General features: G+C 38.8%; 16 protein-coding genes. 3 read left to right on the top strand and 13 right to left on the bottom strand.

Annotation, left to right across the window (positions count from 1 at the left end; all coding sequences use genetic code 11):
* Positions 1–164 precede the first annotated feature (164 nt).
* Positions 165–851 carry a TorF family putative porin gene (locus FCS21_RS12170; RefSeq protein WP_138623772.1) on the top strand — a complete coding sequence of 229 codons (687 nt, stop codon included), beginning with the start codon at positions 165–167 and terminating at the stop codon, positions 849–851.
* Between the two features lie 97 nt (positions 852–948).
* Positions 949–1218, top strand: a complete 270-nt coding sequence (locus FCS21_RS12165; protein ID WP_138623770.1) for a DUF2970 domain-containing protein — start codon at positions 949–951, stop codon at positions 1216–1218.
* 23 nt (positions 1219–1241) lie between these two features.
* On the opposite strand, the gene FCS21_RS12160 is transcribed toward FCS21_RS12165, so the two are convergent.
* The 9 genes from FCS21_RS12160 to FCS21_RS12120 all read right to left on the bottom strand — a co-directional run bounded on the left by FCS21_RS12160 (position 1242) and on the right by FCS21_RS12120 (position 10618).
* The gene (locus tag FCS21_RS12160; protein WP_138623836.1) at positions 1242–2051 is read right to left on the bottom strand and encodes a Dam family site-specific DNA-(adenine-N6)-methyltransferase; all 810 of its coding nucleotides are present in this window, start codon (positions 2049–2051) and stop codon (positions 1242–1244) included.
* A 231-nt stretch (positions 2052–2282) separates the two neighbouring features.
* Complete coding sequence (locus tag FCS21_RS12155; protein WP_138623768.1) at positions 2283–3731, bottom strand: SPOR domain-containing protein; 1449 nt, start codon at positions 3729–3731, stop codon at positions 2283–2285.
* Positions 3732–3787: 56 nt separating this feature from the next.
* Entirely contained in the window at positions 3788–4852 is a 1065-nt protein-coding gene (aroB, locus tag FCS21_RS12150; RefSeq protein ID WP_138623766.1) for a 3-dehydroquinate synthase, read from the bottom strand.
* Between the two features lie 35 nt (positions 4853–4887).
* A complete protein-coding gene (aroK, locus tag FCS21_RS12145) occupies positions 4888–5406 on the bottom strand; it encodes a shikimate kinase AroK (RefSeq protein WP_138623764.1) in 519 nt (172 codons plus the stop codon).
* Between the two features lie 264 nt (positions 5407–5670).
* Positions 5671–7809 carry a type IV pilus secretin PilQ gene (locus tag FCS21_RS12140; protein ID WP_138623763.1) on the bottom strand — a complete coding sequence of 713 codons (2139 nt, stop codon included), beginning with the start codon at positions 7807–7809 and terminating at the stop codon, positions 5671–5673.
* A 10-nt stretch (positions 7810–7819) separates the two neighbouring features.
* The gene (locus tag FCS21_RS12135) at positions 7820–8389 is read right to left on the bottom strand and encodes a pilus assembly protein PilP (protein WP_138623761.1); all 570 of its coding nucleotides are present in this window, start codon (positions 8387–8389) and stop codon (positions 7820–7822) included.
* Positions 8386–8982 (bottom strand): type IV pilus inner membrane component PilO, encoded by a 597-nt coding sequence (locus FCS21_RS12130; protein ID WP_138623759.1) that lies wholly within the window; start codon positions 8980–8982, stop codon positions 8386–8388. Before FCS21_RS12130 ends, FCS21_RS12135 begins: the two co-directional genes overlap by 4 nt.
* Entirely contained in the window at positions 8979–9551 is a 573-nt protein-coding gene (locus tag FCS21_RS12125; RefSeq protein ID WP_138623757.1) for a PilN domain-containing protein, read from the bottom strand. The genes FCS21_RS12130 and FCS21_RS12125 overlap by 4 nt, the downstream gene beginning before the upstream one ends.
* Positions 9539–10618, bottom strand: a complete 1080-nt coding sequence (locus FCS21_RS12120) for a pilus assembly protein PilM (RefSeq protein ID WP_138623755.1) — start codon at positions 10616–10618, stop codon at positions 9539–9541. Before FCS21_RS12120 ends, FCS21_RS12125 begins: the two co-directional genes overlap by 13 nt.
* A 136-nt stretch (positions 10619–10754) precedes the next feature.
* On the opposite strand from FCS21_RS12120, the gene FCS21_RS12115 reads away from it, so the two are divergent.
* Positions 10755–13436 (top strand): penicillin-binding protein 1A, encoded by a 2682-nt coding sequence (locus tag FCS21_RS12115; protein WP_138623753.1) that lies wholly within the window; start codon positions 10755–10757, stop codon positions 13434–13436.
* A gap of 114 nt (positions 13437–13550) precedes the next feature.
* Here the strand turns inward: FCS21_RS12115 and argA are convergent, their stop codons facing one another.
* The 4 genes from argA to FCS21_RS12095 form a co-directional block, all read right to left on the bottom strand.
* Entirely contained in the window at positions 13551–14870 is a 1320-nt protein-coding gene (gene argA / locus FCS21_RS12110; protein WP_138623751.1) for an amino-acid N-acetyltransferase, read from the bottom strand.
* 167 nt (positions 14871–15037) lie between these two features.
* Complete coding sequence (argH, locus tag FCS21_RS12105; RefSeq protein ID WP_138623749.1) at positions 15038–16981, bottom strand: argininosuccinate lyase; 1944 nt, start codon at positions 16979–16981, stop codon at positions 15038–15040.
* Between the two features lie 2 nt (positions 16982–16983).
* Positions 16984–18246 (bottom strand): argininosuccinate synthase, encoded by a 1263-nt coding sequence (locus FCS21_RS12100; protein WP_138623747.1) that lies wholly within the window; start codon positions 18244–18246, stop codon positions 16984–16986.
* 147 nt (positions 18247–18393) lie between these two features.
* Positions 18394–19308: an ornithine carbamoyltransferase gene (locus FCS21_RS12095; RefSeq protein ID WP_171035701.1), complete on the bottom strand. Its 915-nt coding sequence runs from the start codon at positions 19306–19308 to the stop codon at positions 18394–18396.
* Positions 19309–19414: the final 106 nt, after the last annotated feature.

Here is a 19414-nt window from a genome sequence, read left to right as displayed (position 1 = left end):
TCATCTATAACACCGAAAAAACATGCCTGCTAAGTAATTGATTATTAACAAACCAAGTGATATTTTAACTAAATGAGCATCTAGGCACATTGTTTGCTATATAGTGTTTGTAGAAACGACTTTCTCTCAAACAATTATTTTTATAACTAATAACGGGAACTTTTATGAAACAATCACTAACAACTATTGCGATAACATCATTACTAGCGGCTTCAACTCTTTCTTTCCAAGCATTTGCTACTGAAGGGTTATCAGCCAATGTAGCGATGAGTTCAAACTATTTATGGCGTGGCGTAACACAAACCGATGATGCCGCTGCTATTTCTGGTGGTATAGACTATGCACATAATTCAGGGTTTTATGTTGGCACTTGGGCGTCTAATGTAGATTTTGGTGACGATACCAGTGCTGAATTAGATATGTATTTAGGTTTTGGTGGCGATCTCGGTCAAGGTTTTGGTTATGATGTTGGCTATATTTACTATGCCTACCCTGACTCGGCTCAAACTGATAGTAGTAACGAATATGATTTTGGTGAAATATATGGTTCATTAAGCTACTCATACTTTTCAGTTTCAGCCAATTACGGTGTTAATACTGATGATGGTGCAAAGTTGTATGATGGTGCATTATATATATCTGCTGATGCTGAATTTGAAGTTGCTGATGGCTTAACTTTAGGCCTGCATGTAGGTGATTACTCTTTTGATAACGATTACGACAGCAACGATTACACTGATTATGGTATAAGCTTGAGTAAAGGTGGCTTCACGTTTGCTTTATCTGATACTGATATGGATAACCATGATATGAAATTTACGGTTGCCTACTCAATAGACATCGATTTATAAAACCATGCGCTAGTTAGTCCATTTACTGAATAGCCAGACACATAAAGGTGAACTTGCGTTATACTTGTTCACCTCTTCTAGTAAACAGTGAAAAAACATGTCAAGCCATAACTCGATATTGTGTTGCGCAAGAAAGAGTAAATCAACCTTAGCTTTTGTCTTTACTTTAGTCTTTATTAGCCAAAGTAGTATCAAGAATACTTTTAAGAGTGTCGCTGCCGCTTTTTTTGGCGTACAAAAAAATAGTAACCGTAAGCGTGACTTTGCTCAAGGTAAGGCTACTCATTTTATTATGGCGGGTATTATAGCCGTGCTAATTTTTATTGCGGTCTTAATCATGATTGTTAACTTAATCGTACCAACCTGACACCTTAATTGACAATAATGTAACTATTTATACAGTGCTAAGACTTCTTTAACTTTTACCCTTCCATTGGCTTTAGGACTGATTGAGCGCTGTACTTGAAAGAACTCTCTTTTATCGGCGTTCTTATAAAGTTCACGAGTAAAATCCACATGATGATTAGAAATTATCGTCGGCACACCTTGCAGTTTGGCTTTTTCAGCGCAGCTCACTAAACGAATTTGATCTTCGTCAGTAAAAGAGTTACCTGCATAAGCGGTGAAGTTAGCCGTTCTATTTATAGGTGAATAAGGAGGATCACAATAAATAACATCATCACTTCTTATTTGGGAAAATGCTGTTTCAAAATCCCCTTGAATAAAGGTTGCTCGCTGCGCTTTTTTTGAGAAAAACTCTATTTCAGCTTGTGGAAAGTAAGGGTGTTTGTATCTGCCAAAAGGGACATTATAACCGCCACTTTTATTATAACGACATAAGCCATTATAACCATGTCTATTCAAATACAAAAAAAGTAGTGAGCGTTCGTATGAATCATTAGACTCATTAAACTGCTTACGTAGATCATAATATTTTTCAGCGTTGTTATAGTCGCCGTTAAAATAAAAAGCGGCATCTTTTATAAAGCTAGAAGACTGCTCTTTGATGACATTAAACAAGGAGATAAGATCTTGGTTCATATCGATTAACAAATATTCATCAAAATCTATATTCAAAAAAACAGAGCCACCACCAACAAAGGGTTCAACTAATCTTTTTTTACCTTTTACCGGTAAAACTTTTAGTATTTCACCAACGACTCGTTTTTTCCCGCCCGCCCATTTTAAGGCAGAACGCATATTGGTTTGCAATGTATCTTTACTCACTCTAGACCTTATTGCCAATGCTGCAATTTATTTTGGTGTTGTTTTTCGAAGCATAATAACAGCGATGGTATGTCGTATAGATCTTAGCAGGAATAATTTATATAAGTCTACTCTCATAGAGATAAGACTAAGTAGTTATTGCTATCGACTATGCTTACACGTTCTTATGTTTACTGCGATTTCAGCCACGAATTGTAGCTTGAATTATCGCGTAAAGGTATTTATTTCCTTGATAACCGACGAAATAGACTTAAGCCAAGGTTTACGGTCAAGTAGCTCTACCGGTAACAATTCAATAGCCGCTTTAGCCGCTACCTTATCGGCAAAGACCTGAGTGGTAATAACAGTAAACTTTTGATTATTAAGCTGTCTTTCATAGCTGTAAAATCCTTCTTTGGCATAATCTGATAAAAACACTTTCAATAATTTATCATCAGAAAAGCCCGTTATTTGCACAACATAACCATTCTTATATTGCTTTGCTTGCGTTTGATAATAAAGATTACTCGTTATGCTCTTTTGTATTGTAGGTTTTACTGCTCGACTACTAGTCTTCTCTTCATTATTAGTATTGACCGTGGTATCAGCCCTCACTAATGCTTCTAGCACATCCCCAGCGTCAGCGGCAACGCTATTAACAGAGTTAACACCACTACTCGCCAATAAAACTTGATTAATTTCTTCACTGGTTGCTTGTCTTGTCTCGATATACAAGGATGTATTACCTTCTTCAGAGGCCGTTGCTAGCAAGTCACTGTTGTTTTTCTTCTGCTCTGCTATTAATGCTAAATTTTCTGGATTATTTACTGGAACGGTTAAGGCATTTTCTGAGACGCTAGGTACTGTGTTAGTTAAACTATTGACTAGCCTTTCAGGCTCACCAGTAAATGTTTGTTCACTTACTTCCTCGGCAATTAACGAATAAACCCAAACGAGCACCGCTGCAAGTAGTAGCATTGCGCCAAATAAACTCATTTTTTGCCAAACAGATAAAGGACTAGTCTCTTTATTAAGCGAGATACGCTTATCATCTAAACTAATAACTTGACCCGTTTCTGCCTCAATAACCACCAGTTTATTTTTAAACAAACTTTTATTAATCGTCAGTTGTTGTGCCGCTTCTGTTAAACCAAAAAGTACCACATTAATGCTTAATTGGTGCTTTTTGGCTAAAGCCACCAGCTGACACAATTCATAATTAATTTGCAATGACAGCGCATGGGCGTGGTCTACAACAATGGAAATAGCTTCACTGTGCTGTTTAGCGAATCGAAAAATACTAATAGCTAACGACTCTTCAGGATCAAATAAAGCCTTAACAAATAACTGCTCTATTAGTCGACACCGTATTTGAATATCGTTTAATTTACTCGAAGCTGAAATGAAGGCAACATTGATTTGATTATTTTGGCTATCAAGATGATTAGCCGTAGGCTTTACCGTTGAAAGGTTGACCAAAAATTGACTAGCCAACTGTGAGTATTGTTCAGTATTATTACCGACCACTAATACCGCTTGTTTGGTAAAGCGTAAGTTATAGTCAATGCGTGAGGTAACGCTAATACCAACATCTCCAGTAGCTAACATTGATTCACTCTCTCCTAGTGTTGCTGTGCTTTGGTATGCTAAAGAAGAGTTTACGGCTGCAGACATGCTTAATCCTTTCTATGCTTAAACTTTCTCGTGGTATAAAGACCACGAGAAAATAATTATAGAATTTCTTGAAGCGCATCCTGAGTGACATCGTCACGAATTTCAGATTGACCAATAGCTGTTGGTATTATAAACCTTAACTTACCGGCTATATTTTTTTTATCTCGACGCATATGACGAATAAATTCAGCGAAACCCATATTTTGAGGAGCTGTTACAGGTAAATCAAACGCTGCAATCAATTTTTCCATACGGCGAAGTTCTGACACTTCAAGTAAATTCATTACTACTGCTAATTTACCAGCAAGTACCATGCCAGTAGCAACGGCTTCACCATGTAACCATTTACCGTAACCTTGCTCAGCTTCAATAGCATGACCAAAGGTGTGTCCAAGGTTTAATAATGCTCTAACACCGGCTTCAGTTTCATCACTGGCAACAATATCCGCTTTACACTGACAACAGCGCTCAATCATGTGTGCTAAAACTGCTTTGTTACCGGCTTTTATTGCTGGAGTATTATCTTCTAGCCAACTAAAAAAGTCTTTGTCACCTAGAATGCCATATTTAATAACTTCCGCCATGCCCGCATTAAACTCGCGCACAGGTAAAGTAGTCAGGCTATCAATATCAATGAAAACTGCTTTAGGTTGATAAAAAGCACCGACCATGTTTTTACCTAAAGGATGGTTTACCGCAGTTTTTCCTCCCACTGATGAATCAACTTGTGAAAGCAAGGTGGTTGGTATTTGAATAAAATCAATACCGCGTTGATAACAGGCTGCAGCAAAACCGGTAATATCACCAATAACGCCACCACCTAAAGCAATAAGAGTAGTATCTCTACCATGCTCATGGTTAAGCAGGTGAGACATAATCACTTCAAAGTTAGCTAAGTTTTTTTCAGCTTCACCGTCAGGGAGTATTACTTCATCTACAGTAAAGTCGGTTAACTTTTCTTTTAATGAGTTAAGGTATAAAGGAGCTACAATATCATTTGTTACAATACATACCCGTTTTGCGCGTATGTGTGATGAAAGCAGGTCTGTTTGACTTATCAGACCTGAATCAATATAGATAGGGTAACTACGCGTGCCTAAATCAAGATTAAGAATTGCCATATAGGGATACTATTAGATTCCAACGCGGGGTTAAATTAAAAGTCGAGGCGCTCTATAATTTTATGAGCAACAACTTTAGCACTTTGATCGTCTGTCTGTACGATAATATCAGCGATCTCTTCATAGAACGGATTACGTTCTACCGCTAAATTTTCTAATACTGTACGCGGTTCTTCTGACGTTTGTAACAGCGGACGACGACGGTCACGTTGCGTACGAGCAACTTGTTTATCGATAGTGGTTTCAAGGTAAACAACAATACCGCGAGCCGATAGGTGATTACGAACATTGGTACTAATTACCGAACCACCGCCGGTTGCTAGCACAATACCATGTTTCTCACTCAGGTCTTCAATGACTGTTTCTTCTCTTCTGCGGAAACCTTCTTCACCTTCAAGATCAAAAACCCAAGCAATGTCTGCTCCTGTACGACGCTCTATTTCTTGGTCAGAGTCAAAAAACTCAAGATGTAATCGGTCTGCTATTTCTCTACCGATAGTGCTTTTACCAGCACCCATAGGGCCTATAAGGAATATATTACGTTTTTCTGCCATTAGATCTACTTAATACTCGTTGTGTTAGCGGAACCGTCAAAAGTATTAATATTCTTTTTTAAATTATCTTCAAATAATCTAATATTACTTTTGACGCAAAAGAGGTCTCCCTCGGAAATTTCAAGGGCGTAATTATCGCAAGTCTTGAGCACAAATAGCAAGCATCAAAAGTATTATCTTTGTTAAAAATTCACTTAATGAAATAAAAAAGCCATTAAATAGCGAAAAAATATAGTATTTAATGAATTTACTTAATAAAACTTTTTAAAAGTGCTCAGTGACAATTCTGGGTGTAACAAAGATTAATAGCTCTTTTTTCTCATTTAGCTGACTTGAATTCCTAAACAACCAGCCAAAATATGGAATATCACCTAAGATTGGAACTTTAGATACTGTACTAATAATCGCTTGTTGATAAATACCACCTAACACGATAGTTTCGCCATTATTAACAAGTACTTGAGTTCCAATTCGCTGCGTATCTATGGCTGGCGCTAAGCCACTGCTAATATCAGAAATAGTATCTTGGGTTACCACCAAATCTAAAATAATTTTATTATCTGGCGTAATATGCGGCGTTACCGTTAAACTTAACACCGCTTTTTTAAATTGAGTGGCGGTTGCACCGCTTGAGGCTGCTTCTTGATACGGTATTTCAACACCTTGTTCTATATAGGCTTCTTTTTGATTTGCTGTAGTTATACGTGGGCTAGCAATAATCTCACCTTTATTTTCTTTCTCAAGTGCTGATAATTCAAGATCTAAAATAGTACCGTTAGCTAACCTAGCGATTTGAAAAGCAATGGTGCCTGCTGCTCCTGTTACCGGTAAGTTTACATTAAGCCCATCACCAACAGTAGGTACTACCCCAACCCCTGCATCAGACTCATTATAAGGTCTTGATCCCGTTGCGCTACCGGCTCCCTCGATACTACCTGAAGTGGCAAATTCTCCATTAGTATTAGTGACTCCCCAACGAATACCAAGCTCTTCATTCATATTATCTTTAACGGTTACCATCCTGGCTTCAATCACAACTTGGCGAACCGCAATATCAAGAATGCTCACCATACGTTTAATATCTTCAATACTTTTTGCGGTATCACGTATTAACAAGGTATTAGTACGTTCATCTACTGACACGCTGCCACGCGCTGATAAAATACTGGTGTCTTCGTTCTTAATCAATTCTGAAAATTCAGCGGCTTTTGCATAGTTAATTTGTACGTATTCAGAATATAAAGGGGCTAACTCTTCAACTTGCTGTCTAGCTTGTAAGGTTTGTGCTTCACGCGCTGCTAATTCATCCGCCGGAGCTACCATCAAAATATTACCTTGCATACGTTTATCTAAGCCTTTAACTTTTAAGATAATACTTAATGCTTGATCCCAAGGCACCCCATCTAGGCGTAGGGTAATATTGCCGGTGACGGTATCACTAATAATGAGGTTAAATTCATTATAATCAGCAATTATCTGTAACACGGTGCGCACTGGAATATCTTGAAAACTTAATGAAATACTGCGCCCCGTAAAATCATCCGAATCACCTATATAACTAGGTACTTTTTTAGGTTTTTTCTTGACGGTTAGGATAAATAAATTTTCTTCTTGTGCTTGGTTAAAAATAAAATCACCTTCTGTGTCAATGACTAAACGAGCATTCCTGCCTTCTTTAAAAGTTTCAATGGTGGTCACTAAGGTGCCAAAATCAGTAACATCTAACTTGTAAAGTAAATCTTCAATAATTTCAGTATTATGAAATTCAACCGTTAATTTACCTAATTTATCATTCACATCCGCAGCAAGCATATTATCGGTTAAATACACCAATACTTGTGCTTCGTTATCAGCATTTAACCTAAAATCTATTGATTCTATATAGTTAATGAAGTCATTGCCTGCAGGTGCTAACGTTTCAACTATCTCCGCAGATTTACCATAGTTAAAAGTAATCGAGAACTCTTTCGCACTATGTAAAGCCACATCAAAAACACCAAGTTTCTCTAAACTAATTAAAGCGACAACATTACCTGTGCTGGCATCGATATTAATGTCTTTAACGCCCGCATGATTAACTAAAGTCTGCTTTTGCTCTTTAACAAAGGCATTGGCTTCAAAGGTGACTTCAACAAACGCCGGTGTCATTGATGTGTTGACCATTGGCATGCTAGCAAGCTCTTCTGCAAAGCTAAAAATAAGGACTATTTGATCGCTTTGCATGGTGTTATATGAGATACCAATCAACGCATTAGTCTTAGCAGAAGCCTCTTCATTCGCGGCGTTAACTGACGGTGATAATGACAGTAACGACAAGATAGTTAACAGTAAAAGTAAAGAGATTAGCCCGTGCTTTTTAATGTCAGTAACGCTTTTATAGTTTTTTGTTTGATTAATTAGCATGCTAATTCCTTTACTTATTTGACTCTGTAGATTGCGCTATATTGAGCGTAGCTTGACGCTCTACCCAACACCCTGCGCCATCTGGAGCTAATTCAATTATGGTCACTGCTTTGACACTCACCTGTGTTATACGACCATTATATAAACCAAGATAGTTTCCTTTACTAACCCGGTGCAGACTTGAATCCGAGGCTTCTAATAGCGCCCACAGCATATTTTCATCACCTAAAGTGCCGCGCATCGTTAAATCACTTAACGCATATTTCTCTAAGGGTTGCTTACGACGATTAGTATCAGGACTTAAACACCCGGCCATTTGTTGCATTTTTCGCTGAATAGCTTCGGGTCTAGGTAGTACAAATGGACTGCGTAAATCGCCTGCTGAATAGTCAATATGATTAAACGGATTAACCTCTGGCATTGGCTCAATGTAATTGGTGGTGGTGGCTTTTACCTGCGCTATATAAGCTTTGATTTCAGTAGTATCATCAAAGCAACCTGATAAGAAAACGAGGGTAACTACACTTAATATACTTAATTTTGTTGGTAGTACGTTCAATATTAACCTATTGATTATCATTGGATTACATCTCCTTGATAACGATAAGTCTTCGCTTGTAAGGTTAAATTTAAGCTATCGCTGTCTCCTTGTCCTGTGCTTATTTTAAAGTCGTGCAAAGTCACAATTCTAGGTAAACCTGCGATTTTACTCACAAACTGACCAAAGGAGTGGTACGAGCCTATTACTTCAATATCAATAGGTAATTCAATATAAATTTCCTTACTAATTTCTGGTTGCCACTCTAGCTTTACAAAATCAAGACCACTGGTTGTACCGACAAAAGTAATATCATCGAGTAAACCTGGTATTTCATGGCTGTTTGGTAAGCTGCGTAATTGGTTAGCAAAAGTTGCTTCTGCTTCGACCATTTGCGCTCGAAATAAGGTTAAATTAGCCGCTACATGATATTTAGTACGGTAGGCATCTTTTAATGTTTTTTCTTCAGATGATATACGTTCAAGTTGTGTCATTTTATCGCTAATCAGTAAGACATAACCTAAAAAGGTTACCATGACCGCAAGAAACGCTGCTAAAAGTAACTTTGCCGCCGAAGGCCACTGCCCTATATTATCAAGTTCAAGGTTATCAAATTGGGCTGCATCAAACTTCATAACTTGCCTCCTTCACTGACATTATCAACTAAACCTTTAATTTTAACTTTCATCTTAAAGCTACTGAGTAATTTAGCAGAACCATCATCGGCGGTAATCGATTCTGGTGTGGCATCAACGAATAAATCAGATAATTCCACGGCTCGAATCATATTTGCTAAGTGGTTGTTCGATTCACTTTTACCCGTTAATAATAAGGTATTTCCCTGTTTCTCTAGTTCAATAATATAAATACCGTTAGGAATTATTTTAGCTATTTCATCAAGTACTTGCGTACCAACATTTCGGCTACGTTGTAATTGGTCGACAACACCAATTCGCTTTTGCAAAGCTGCTTTTTTCTCATTTAACGTTTCTATTTCCGCAATTTGCACATCCAATTGTGCAATTTCATTTTTAAGGTACTGGTTTTTACTGTTTTGACCATCAATGCGTGTTTGAAAATAAAAGTTAATCGCTAAAACTAAGGCAAAAGTCACTAAAGCAACGGCGACTAACAGAGTAAAATATTCTTTTTGTCTTGCCTTTAATGCTGCTTCACGCCACGGTAGTAAATTTATATGTGCCATGGCGTAAAGCTCCTTAGTGCTAAACCTGTCGCGACCATGAGCTGAGGAGCAACCTTGACTAATTCGTCTGGTGCAATTCCATCACCATAAGACATCCCCTTAAAGGGGTTTGCAATAACGGTATGTATACCTAACTCCTCACTAAGTAAGCTTTCAAGACCTTCCAATAAAGCTGTACCACCAGAAATTAATAAATAATCAACTTTTTCTTTGCCACTGGTGGTCAAAAACATTTGAATAGCACGGCGTATTTGCTGCATCAATATGGTATGAAAAGGCGTAAGCACCTCAAACGTATAATTAGCGGATAAAGTATGCGTAATTTTTGCTTCTTCAGCTTGCTCAAAGGATTGATTGTAATAAGCAGCAATTGAACGTGTATATTGCTCTCCACCAAAAAGTTGATCTCGACTATAAATATGTGTACTGGCATCAGTCACAGAAAATAACGTCACTGTTGCACCAATATCTACAATAGCGACTACCTTATCTTTAGCATCATCAGGTAGTTGCGTTAGGCAAAGATCATAAGCGCGACCCACTGCGTAGGATTCTACATCAATAATTTTAGCTTGAAACGCACCCGCATCTAATGCAGCAACCCTAGCTTCAATAGATTCAGTACGAGCAGCGCTGAGTAAGACATTCACTTTACTGGGGTCAGATTCATTAACATCCAAAGTTTCAAAATCTAAACTGACTTCATCAAGCGGAAAAGGAATGAGGCTATCGGCTTCAATGTCTATTTGACTAGCCAATTCTTCTTCTGTTAAGGCAACATCCATATAAATCACTTTAGTGATAACGGTTTGCCCTGATACTGCCGCAACGGCGTCAGTAGCTTTAGGAGAGATTTTTTTTCTTATTTTGGCAATAACAGTACCAACGGCTTCAATATCTTGTATTTCACGGTCTACCATGGAACCTCTTGGCATTGGCTCCATCGCAAAGTTTTCTATTATGTATCCATCAGCTCCCTGACTTAGTAGTACGGCTTTAACTGAGTGAGAACCAATATCGATGCCTACCATCATTGAGTTTTTCTTTTTACATAGTTTGCTTAGCATCTTCTCTAGCATAAAGACCTACTGTTTTTATTTTTATAATTATTTTAGACGCAAAATACGCATAAATACATTTATCACATGCTTTTACACGATATACTATTATCCTACATTTTAATCTACTTATTGGCCTTTTACTTTGTTCTCAATTAAATCTTTATTAAAAGTCAGTCTGATTCTCTTAGTTTTAGCCACAATTGCTGTTTATAGTTTATATATCTCGATGCGTTCAGAGTTACCTAGTGTGGAATCATTAAAAGATGTGCACTGGCAAACACCACTACAAGTGTATAGTCAAGAGGGGTTACTTATTTCACAGTTTGGTGAAAAAAAACGTATACCACTGACCTTAGATCAGGTGCCTCAACAATTGATTGATGCCTTATTAGCCACCGAAGATGATCGTTTTTATATGCACTTTGGTGTTGATCCTATAGGTATGGGGCGTGCCATACTCGGGAAACTCATGGGGCAAGATAAAGGTGGCGCGAGTACGATAACCATGCAGGTTGCACGTAACTTTTTTCTTACTCGTGAAGTCACTTACACACGTAAAATTAGAGAAATATTTTTATCATTTCATATTGAAAGCTTACTCAGTAAAGATGAGATTTTAATGCTCTACATTAATAAAATTGAATTAGGCCACAGAGCATTTGGCTTTGGTGCCGCCGCGCAAGTTTATTATGGTAAAGACATTAACGACCTTACCCTAGCACAAATCGCCGTATTAGCAGGATTACCTAAAGCGCCTTCTACGTTAAACCCAATTCGATCACCTGAGCGTGCACAAGCACGTCGCTCTGTTGTATTACAACGCATGCTCGTTAGTGGTTATATTACAGAGCAAGCATATCAAGTAGCGCTAGCAGCACCTATCACAGGTAAAAAGCATGGCGCTGAAATTGAATTAAGTGCCCCCTATGTTGCTGAAATGGCTCATAACGAAATACTTGAACGTTATGGAAAAGATAAAGCTTATAGCGAAGGCTACAAAGTATTTACTACCGTGACTGAAAAACTACAAACAGCTGCCGAACAAGCACTGGTAAATAACTTATTAAATTACGATCAACGTCATGGTTATCGAGGTCCGCATCGTTCGCTTAAACCTAGCTTAACAACCAACAATAGTGATACTAATAGTCGTAATACCGATAGTCCTGTCAAAAATACTTCACCGCTAACACAAGCAGAAATCATTGAAGCGCTGGACAACGAAAAAAGTTATCAAATGCTAGTACCAGCTGTGGTCACTAGTGTTGAGGAGAAGTCGGTAACGGTACAGTTACAAAATGAACAGTCAGCGGTCATTACTTGGCAAGGGCTTGGCTGGGCTCGCGCTTACATTAATGATCAAAGACAAGGTCCCCCTCCCCAAGTGGCCGCTGATATACTGAATTATGGTGATGTTATTTTAGTAAACAAAATGGCTGACAACAGTTATCGTTTAGGGCAACTACCAACTGCCAGTGCCGCAATCGTGTCGTTATCACCTGATGATGGTGCGATTAAAGCTGCCGTAGGCGGCTTTAGTTTCGAGCAAAGTCAATTTAATCGAGTCACACAAGCAAAGCGTCAAGTTGGCTCTAACATAAAACCGTTTATTTATTCTGCTGCCCTTGAACATGGTTTCACTCTCGCTTCTTTGGTTAATGATGCACCGATAAACCAATGGGATCAAAGCTCAGGTGTGGTATGGCGTCCTAGAAATTCCCCTGAAACTTATGTCGGTCTATTACGTGTTCGATTAGCTCTTGCCCAATCAAAAAACGTTATCGCAGTGCGCTTATTACAAAGTATTGGCGTTAACGAAACCGTCGACCATTTAAGTTCATTCGGTTTTAATAAAAATGACTTACCTCATAATGAAACCTTAGCACTAGGGTCTGCATCATTAACACCATTAGAAGTGGCAACAGGTTTTGCTACTTTTGCTAATGGTGGCTTTTTAGTTAAGCCTTATTTAATTGAGCGCATTGAAAATAGTTATGGTGAGATTCTTTATCAAGCCAATCCAGCTTTAGCTTGCGACCCTTGTACTGAGCTGCAAAATACTCCGCAAGAAGTCACATCGGCTAATACTGACCCCATGATTAACAATGATAAATGGTCAACAGATAATCAACAATTAGGTGACACCAATAATGCATCAGCACAATCTGTTGAAGCGATAACGGATAGTGCGTTAATTAACAATTCACTAGCAGACAATACCGTAGCAAGCCCATTAGCAGTAATTAATTCGGCACCACGTATTATCAGTGCCCAAAATGCCTTTTTAATAACCCAAGCACTCAACAGTGCTATTTGGGGCGCCGATTGGTCTACAAAGCATGGTTGGCAAGGCACTGGCTGGCGAGCTAGAACACTAAAACGTCGTGATATTGCGGGTAAAACCGGCACAACCAACGAAGCTAAAGACGCTTGGTTTTCAGGCTTTAGTCGACGTTTAGTCACTACCTCTTGGATAGGTTTTGATGATCCGAGTCATATATTGGGTCAATCGGTTTACAATAATAATTTAGGAAAAAATCAAACTACGGGTAAAGAGTATGGTGCTAAATCGGCACAACCTGCCTGGATTGATTTTATGGAGGTGGCATTAGCGGATATTGAGGTTGAAGCGTTTCAGCCTCCTGTTGGTATAGTGTCAGTACGCATAGACAAAGCAACCGGTAAGCTAACCACTAAAACCGATAAAACCAGTCAGTTCGAGTACTTTCGTTTAGAGAATGTACCGACAGACTATATTATTGAAGATAACAGTAGTGACATATTATCCGGTGAGGAACAACCCAAGGTAGAAGAGTTATTTTAATTGCTCTTTTTCATTACTACTGGGTATTAAGTCAGTGATGCACAGTAATCCCTAGACAATAAAAAAGCAGTTAAGTTAACACTAACTGCTTTTTTTATTTTTATGCTAAGAACACTATATCTCTTTGATAAACACTTGCGAGTTACGCTGAAAGTTATACATTTGCTTTTTGCCTTCAGGTAGCCTATCGAGTGAAGATTCAATAAAACCTTGCTCTCTAAACCAATGCCCGCTGACCGTCGTTAACAAAAATAAAGAGGTTAAGCCCATTTCTTTAGCATTTAGCTCTATGGCATTGATAATTCGCTCACCGCGATTACCTTTACGATAATCAGGATCAATGACCACGCAAGCGACCTCTCCTGACTTGGCTTCTGGGTATGGGTATAAAGCAGCACAGGCGATGATAACATCTTCTTTTTTGAGTACGGTAAAAAAGTCTATTTCCATCTCGAGTAACTCTCGAGAACGCTTGACTAATACCCCCTCTTCTTCAAGTGGTTGGATCAATTCTAAAATACCAGCAACATCATCGATAGTCGCGGTAGCAATTAATTCTTTATGATCTTTAGCAATTAAGGTCCCTGCACCATCACGGGTAAACAACTCTTGTAACAGCGCCGTATCACTTTGATAGCTGACGCAATGACAGCGTTCAACGCCATTTTCACCACTTTGAATGATAGAGCGAAGTAATAATTGCCTGACATGGCAATCATTTTTGTCAAGTAAGGTTTTTACCGTGCGAACGCTACAACTGCGAATTAATTTACCTGATTCGTCAATAAGCCCTTCGTCTTCGGTAAAGGCAATAAGCTTGTCTGCTTTTAACGAAATCGCTGCTTGCGTTGCAACATCTTCTAAAGCAAGGTTAAAAACTTCTCCTGTTGGCGAGTAACCGATTGGCGAGAGTAGCACAATAGAGCCATAATCAAGCTGCATATTAATGCCCGCAGAATCTATTCTTCTAACGCTACCCGTGTATTTATAGTCAAGGCCATTACGAACGCCCATGGGTTTAGCGATAACAAAATTGCCCGTACTAACTCTAATTTGTGAGCCGTGCATAGGCGAGTTAACTAAACCAGTAGAAAGCAAAGCTTCAATATGCAGGCGTAATGAACCAATAGCATCTTTAACCGCTACTAAGGTCTGCCCATCAGTCACACGGATATTATTAACAACGTTACCAGCAATGCCGCGTTGCTGCATGCGATCTTCAATTTGTGGTCGAGCGCCATGCACCACCACTAATTTGACACCTAAGCTACGTAATAAAGAAATATCATGAATGATATTGGCAAAGTTAGGATGCGTAACCGCTTCACCGCCAAACATAAGTACCACGGTTTTTCCACGATGAGCATTAATATAAGGTGCTGCATTTCTAAACCACTTAACGTAATTTTGCTCGCTATTATTGATGTTTTCCATGCTTTAAATGATGACTACCTGTTTAGAGTAACTTAATTGAATTATTTTTTACTTACTTAGTTTTTTGACTTACTTAACTAGACGCATATTACACTAAAAAAATAACGTCACTCAATAGTAATAGTGAGTGACGTTATTGATTGACAGACAAGCTACAGCCTCAGCGTTTATACCTTTTCAGGTTGACTAAGTATATATTCCATCGCTACTTCATCAGCAGGATCTTTATGCGGGCTTGGTTCACTGTCTTCAATAATATTTTCAGCTAATGAGCCTTTATCAATAATATTAAAACCAAGTTGTTCAAAATACTGTGGAATATAAGTAAGCACAATAATCTGCTCTAATTCCATTTGATGAGCGAACTCTAATAAGTATTGAACAAGCGCTTCGCCTTGCCCTTGTTTTTGCGCAGTATCTTGCACAACAACAGAGCGAATTTCAGCTAAACCGGTTTGATATATGTAAAGCGACGCCGTACCTACAACCACACCGTCTAGTTCAGCAACAACAAAGTTTTGAATATCGTGAATGATATTGTCACGCGTACGCGCTAAAATATCACCTTTATCGGCCCAGTAATTCGTTAATTGATGAATACTATCAACATCCGACATTCTGGCACGACGAACAGACATAGCAGCAGCGCGCTGCGCATTTAAGCGTTGTTTTACTTGCTTAAGTGCCACTTCAATTCTTTGTTTACCTGGTGCGCCAACGACTTGCTCATTTAAAATAGCTTCGTTACCCGATTGTATCGTTGCAAGGGCTTTTTGCACTTGCGAGCGTGAAGTACCACCTAGCGCTTCACGCTTGTTCAGCGTTGATTCAATTGATAAATGTTGGTAAACATCTTGCTCAATCTTATCGCTAAACTCTTGCAGTTGCGTAATAGTTAAATCTTCTAAAGGTACGCCTTTATCAATAGCCGCTAAGACTACTTCACCCACAATATGGTGTGCTTCACGAAACGGAATATCTTTACCCACTAAGTAATCAGCAAGCTCAGTAGCGTTAGCATAACCTTGTTGCGCTGCAGCAAGTGTACGTGAACGGTTTACTTTCAAACCATCGGCAACTAACACGGCCATTTCCATACATTCTTGCCACGTATCAAGCGCGTCAAATAAGCCTTCTTTATCTTCTTGCATATCTTTATTATAAGCAAGGGCTAAGGCTTTCATGGTTGTTAACATACCGGTTAACGAACCAAAAACACGTCCTGCTTTACCGCGAATTAGCTCACAAGCATCAGGGTTTTTCTTCTGTGGCATCAATGATGAACCAGAGCTTACTAAATCACTCATTTCTACAAAACCGGCTTCACCTGAGTTGTAGAAAATAAGGTCTTCAGCAAAACGTGATAAATGCATCATTGAAATACTAGCTGCTGCCAATAGTTCAATCACGTGATCTCTATCAGAAACAGCATCAAGGCTATTCATCGTTGCTCTTCTAAAACCTAAACTACTAGCAAGCGCATTACGATCAATTGGATACGCCGTACCGGCTAAAGCGCCTGAACCTAGTGGCGAAACATCTAAACGATAAAGTGCATCTTTTAAACGACCGATATCACGGTTAAACATTTCAACATAAGCTAAACACCAATGACCAAAGGTCACTGGTTGTGCACGTTGTAGATGCGTGTAACCCGGTAATACCGTATCTTTTTCACGTTCAGCTAAGTTCATCATTGCTTGTTGTAAATTAACTAAGGCAAACAATAAGTCGCCACCAGTTTCTTTACACCAAAGTTTTAAGTCGGTAGCTACTTGATCGTTACGAGAACGACCTGTGTGTAGCTTTTTACCTAAATCGCCAGTTTTTTCAATTAATTGAATCTCAACCCAGCTATGAATATCTTCTGCATCTGATGATAATATTTGTTCAGGATCTGCTTCAACAGAAGCTTTCAACTCATTAAGTGCTGCCACTAAACGTGCCAGTTCACCATCGTTAATGATGCCAACACTATGAATAGCGCCGGCCCAAGCAATTGAACCGACAATATCTTGTACTGCCATACGATAATCGACAGGCAATGAGTCATTGAATCTTTTAAATTGTACGCTTGCTTCGCCTTTAAAACGGCCGCCCCATAATGCCATGACTAGCTTCCCTTTTTAGCGTTAGCAGCAGCTTTTTGAGAAAGCGCAGTAATACGACTAGATAAGCTAAATAAACGAATAAAACCTTCGGCATGTTTTTGGTCATAAACATCATCAGCACCAAAGGTAGCAAATTCTTCAGAGTATAAACTGTTTGGTGAACGACGTTGCGTTACTTGCGCCATGCCTTTGTATAACTTAACCACAACATCGCCCGTTAATTTTTCAGCAAAAGAGGCTGCAGAAGCAAGTTGCGCTTTAGCTAATGGCGTAAACCAACGGCCGTCATAAATAACATGGGAGAATTCATGACCAACAGATTCACGGTATTTTAACGATTCTTTATCTAAAATAAGTGATTCTAAGCCTTTGTATGCAGCCATTAGCACTGTGCCGCCTGGTGTTTCATAACAGCCACGAGACTTCATGCCCACTAAGCGGTTTTCAACAATATCGATTCTACCCACACCGTGTGCTGCCGCTTTTGCATTAAGATATACTAGTGCTTCATAAGCGCCTGCGCCTGTTGGTGAGAAGTCTTTACCGTCAACGGCAACTAATTCACCTTCAACGAAGCTTAGCTCTACTCTGTCAGGTACGTCTGGTGCATCCATAGGATCAACCGTCATAGTCCACACTTCTTTAGAAGGTTCACACCACGGATCTTCTAACTCACCGCCTTCGTGAGAAATATGCCATGCGTTAGCGTCACGGCTATAAATCTTAGTTAATGAGGCTGAACAAGGAATGTTACGCTCTGCTAAGTAATCTAATAAATCTTCTCGAGAAACCATGTCCCACTCACGCCATGGCGCAATAACTGTTAGCTCTGGTGCAAGGGCAGCAAAACAAGCTTCAAAACGTACTTGGTCATTACCTTTACCAGTACAACCATGACATACCGCATCAGCACCTACTTTTAACGCAATTTCAATGTGCGCTTTAGCAATAATAGGACGAGCCATTGACGTACCTAATAAGTATTGACCTTCGTATACCGCACCTGTTTTAAGAATTGGGTAAATATAATCTTTAACATATTCTTCCTTAAGATCGGCAACGTAACATTCAGAGGCACCTGAAGCGATAGCTTTTTCTTTAATACCCACTAATTCTTCTTCGCCCTGACCAACATCAGCACAAAAAGCAACAACTTCACAGTTATCGTAATTTTCTTTTAACCATGGAATGATAGCCGAAGTATCTAAACCACCTGAGTATGCTAATACTACTTTTTTTATCTTTTTCTTTTCTGCTAAAGCCATGTTCATCTCTCTTAAATTTATATGTATAACCCGTGGGTGTTATCACCCACTGAGCTCAAACTATTTGTTCACTGTATTATTGAACTGTATTATGAAACTTTTTTGTTAATTAACGTACTTGTCTAATCGCGACCACTAGCATAATAGTTAATGGCTAAATAATGCAACAAGTACGGCATTTTGTGCCCACATTCTGTTTTCAGCTTGTTGAAATACTTTTGATAATTCACTATCAAATAATTCAGTGGTTATTTCTTCTTCTAAGTGGGCTGGTTGACAGTGTAATACCATATTTGCCTGCGCTTTTTCCATTAACGCATGATTGACTTGATAAGGAGCAAATTTCGCTAAAATTTCCGCTTTTTTACTGGCATCTTCATCGCCCATAGAAACCCAAGTATCGGTATAAATAACATCTTGTTTGCCGATGGCATCAATATCCGTCGTCAGTATCAACTTGCTACCTGAAGCTTGAGCTAGTCGTTTTGTTTTTGCCACTATATCAGCTGCTGCTTCATGGCCTTTTGGCGATACTAAAGTAAAATCTACACCTAAGGTAGCTGCCATAATCATTAACGAGTTAGAGACATTATTACCGTCACCTACATAAGCTAGCTTTACTTGGCTTAAATCTGGGTAAGTTTCTGACAAGGTAACAAAATCAGCAAGTGCCTGACACGGGTGGTAAAGATCGCACAAGGCATTAATAACAGGTACGCTAGCATGCTCTGCCAAGCCTTGAATAGAATCATGACTAAATACTCGCGCTACAATGGCATCAGCAAAGCAAGACAAGTTTTTAGCGTAATCACTAACGCGCTCACGTTCACCTAATTTGCCATTTTGTTGGCCTAAGTATAAGGCATGACCGCCTAGCTTATTAATACCCATATCAAAGCTAACATGCGTTCTTAACGATGGTTTTTCAAAAATCATCGCAACTGACTTACCCGCTAGTGCTTGACTATACTCTTCAGGGTTTTGCTTAATATTAATCGCTAAATCGATTAAGGCTAATAGTTCATTTTTTTTTAGCTGATCATCAGCTAAAAAGTTATTCATTTTTTGTAATGCTTTATTTAACGACATAAGAATTTTCTCTCACTATTCCATTTAGATAACTTGATAGTTATATCATTAATGCTGATGTTTAACTTAGCAAAAATAG

The organism is Colwellia ponticola, assembly GCF_005885605.1.
GTDB classification, from domain to species: Bacteria; Pseudomonadota; Gammaproteobacteria; order Enterobacterales; family Alteromonadaceae; genus Colwellia; species Colwellia ponticola.
This window is presented reverse-complemented; position numbering and strand designations above follow the sequence as displayed.

What these genes read in the sequence shown, in the direction of transcription:
- FCS21_RS12170 (WP_138623772.1), top strand. Translation starts at nt 165, where the DNA reads ATGAAACAATCACTAACAACTATTGCGATAACATCATTACTAGCGGCT.
- FCS21_RS12165 (WP_138623770.1), top strand. Translation starts at nt 949, where the DNA reads ATGTCAAGCCATAACTCGATATTGTGTTGCGCAAGAAAGAGTAAATCA.
- FCS21_RS12160 (WP_138623836.1), bottom strand. Translation starts at nt 2,051, where the DNA reads ATGCGTTCTGCCTTAAAATGGGCGGGCGGGAAAAAACGAGTCGTTGGT.
- FCS21_RS12155 (WP_138623768.1), bottom strand. Translation starts at nt 3,731, where the DNA reads ATGTCTGCAGCCGTAAACTCTTCTTTAGCATACCAAAGCACAGCAACA.
- aroB (WP_138623766.1), bottom strand. Translation starts at nt 4,852, where the DNA reads ATGGCAATTCTTAATCTTGATTTAGGCACGCGTAGTTACCCTATCTAT.
- aroK (WP_138623764.1), bottom strand. Translation starts at nt 5,406, where the DNA reads ATGGCAGAAAAACGTAATATATTCCTTATAGGCCCTATGGGTGCTGGT.
- FCS21_RS12140 (WP_138623763.1), bottom strand. Translation starts at nt 7,809, where the DNA reads ATGCTAATTAATCAAACAAAAAACTATAAAAGCGTTACTGACATTAAA.
- FCS21_RS12135 (WP_138623761.1), bottom strand. Translation starts at nt 8,389, where the DNA reads ATGATAATCAATAGGTTAATATTGAACGTACTACCAACAAAATTAAGT.
- FCS21_RS12130 (WP_138623759.1), bottom strand. Translation starts at nt 8,982, where the DNA reads ATGAAGTTTGATGCAGCCCAATTTGATAACCTTGAACTTGATAATATA.
- FCS21_RS12125 (WP_138623757.1), bottom strand. Translation starts at nt 9,551, where the DNA reads ATGGCACATATAAATTTACTACCGTGGCGTGAAGCAGCATTAAAGGCA.
- FCS21_RS12120 (WP_138623755.1), bottom strand. Translation starts at nt 10,618, where the DNA reads ATGCTAAGCAAACTATGTAAAAAGAAAAACTCAATGATGGTAGGCATC.
- argA (WP_138623751.1), bottom strand. Translation starts at nt 14,870, where the DNA reads ATGGAAAACATCAATAATAGCGAGCAAAATTACGTTAAGTGGTTTAGA.
- argH (WP_138623749.1), bottom strand. Translation starts at nt 16,981, where the DNA reads ATGGCATTATGGGGCGGCCGTTTTAAAGGCGAAGCAAGCGTACAATTT.
- FCS21_RS12100 (WP_138623747.1), bottom strand. Translation starts at nt 18,246, where the DNA reads ATGGCTTTAGCAGAAAAGAAAAAGATAAAAAAAGTAGTATTAGCATAC.
- FCS21_RS12095 (WP_171035701.1), bottom strand. Translation starts at nt 19,308, where the DNA reads ATGAATAACTTTTTAGCTGATGATCAGCTAAAAAAAAATGAACTATTA.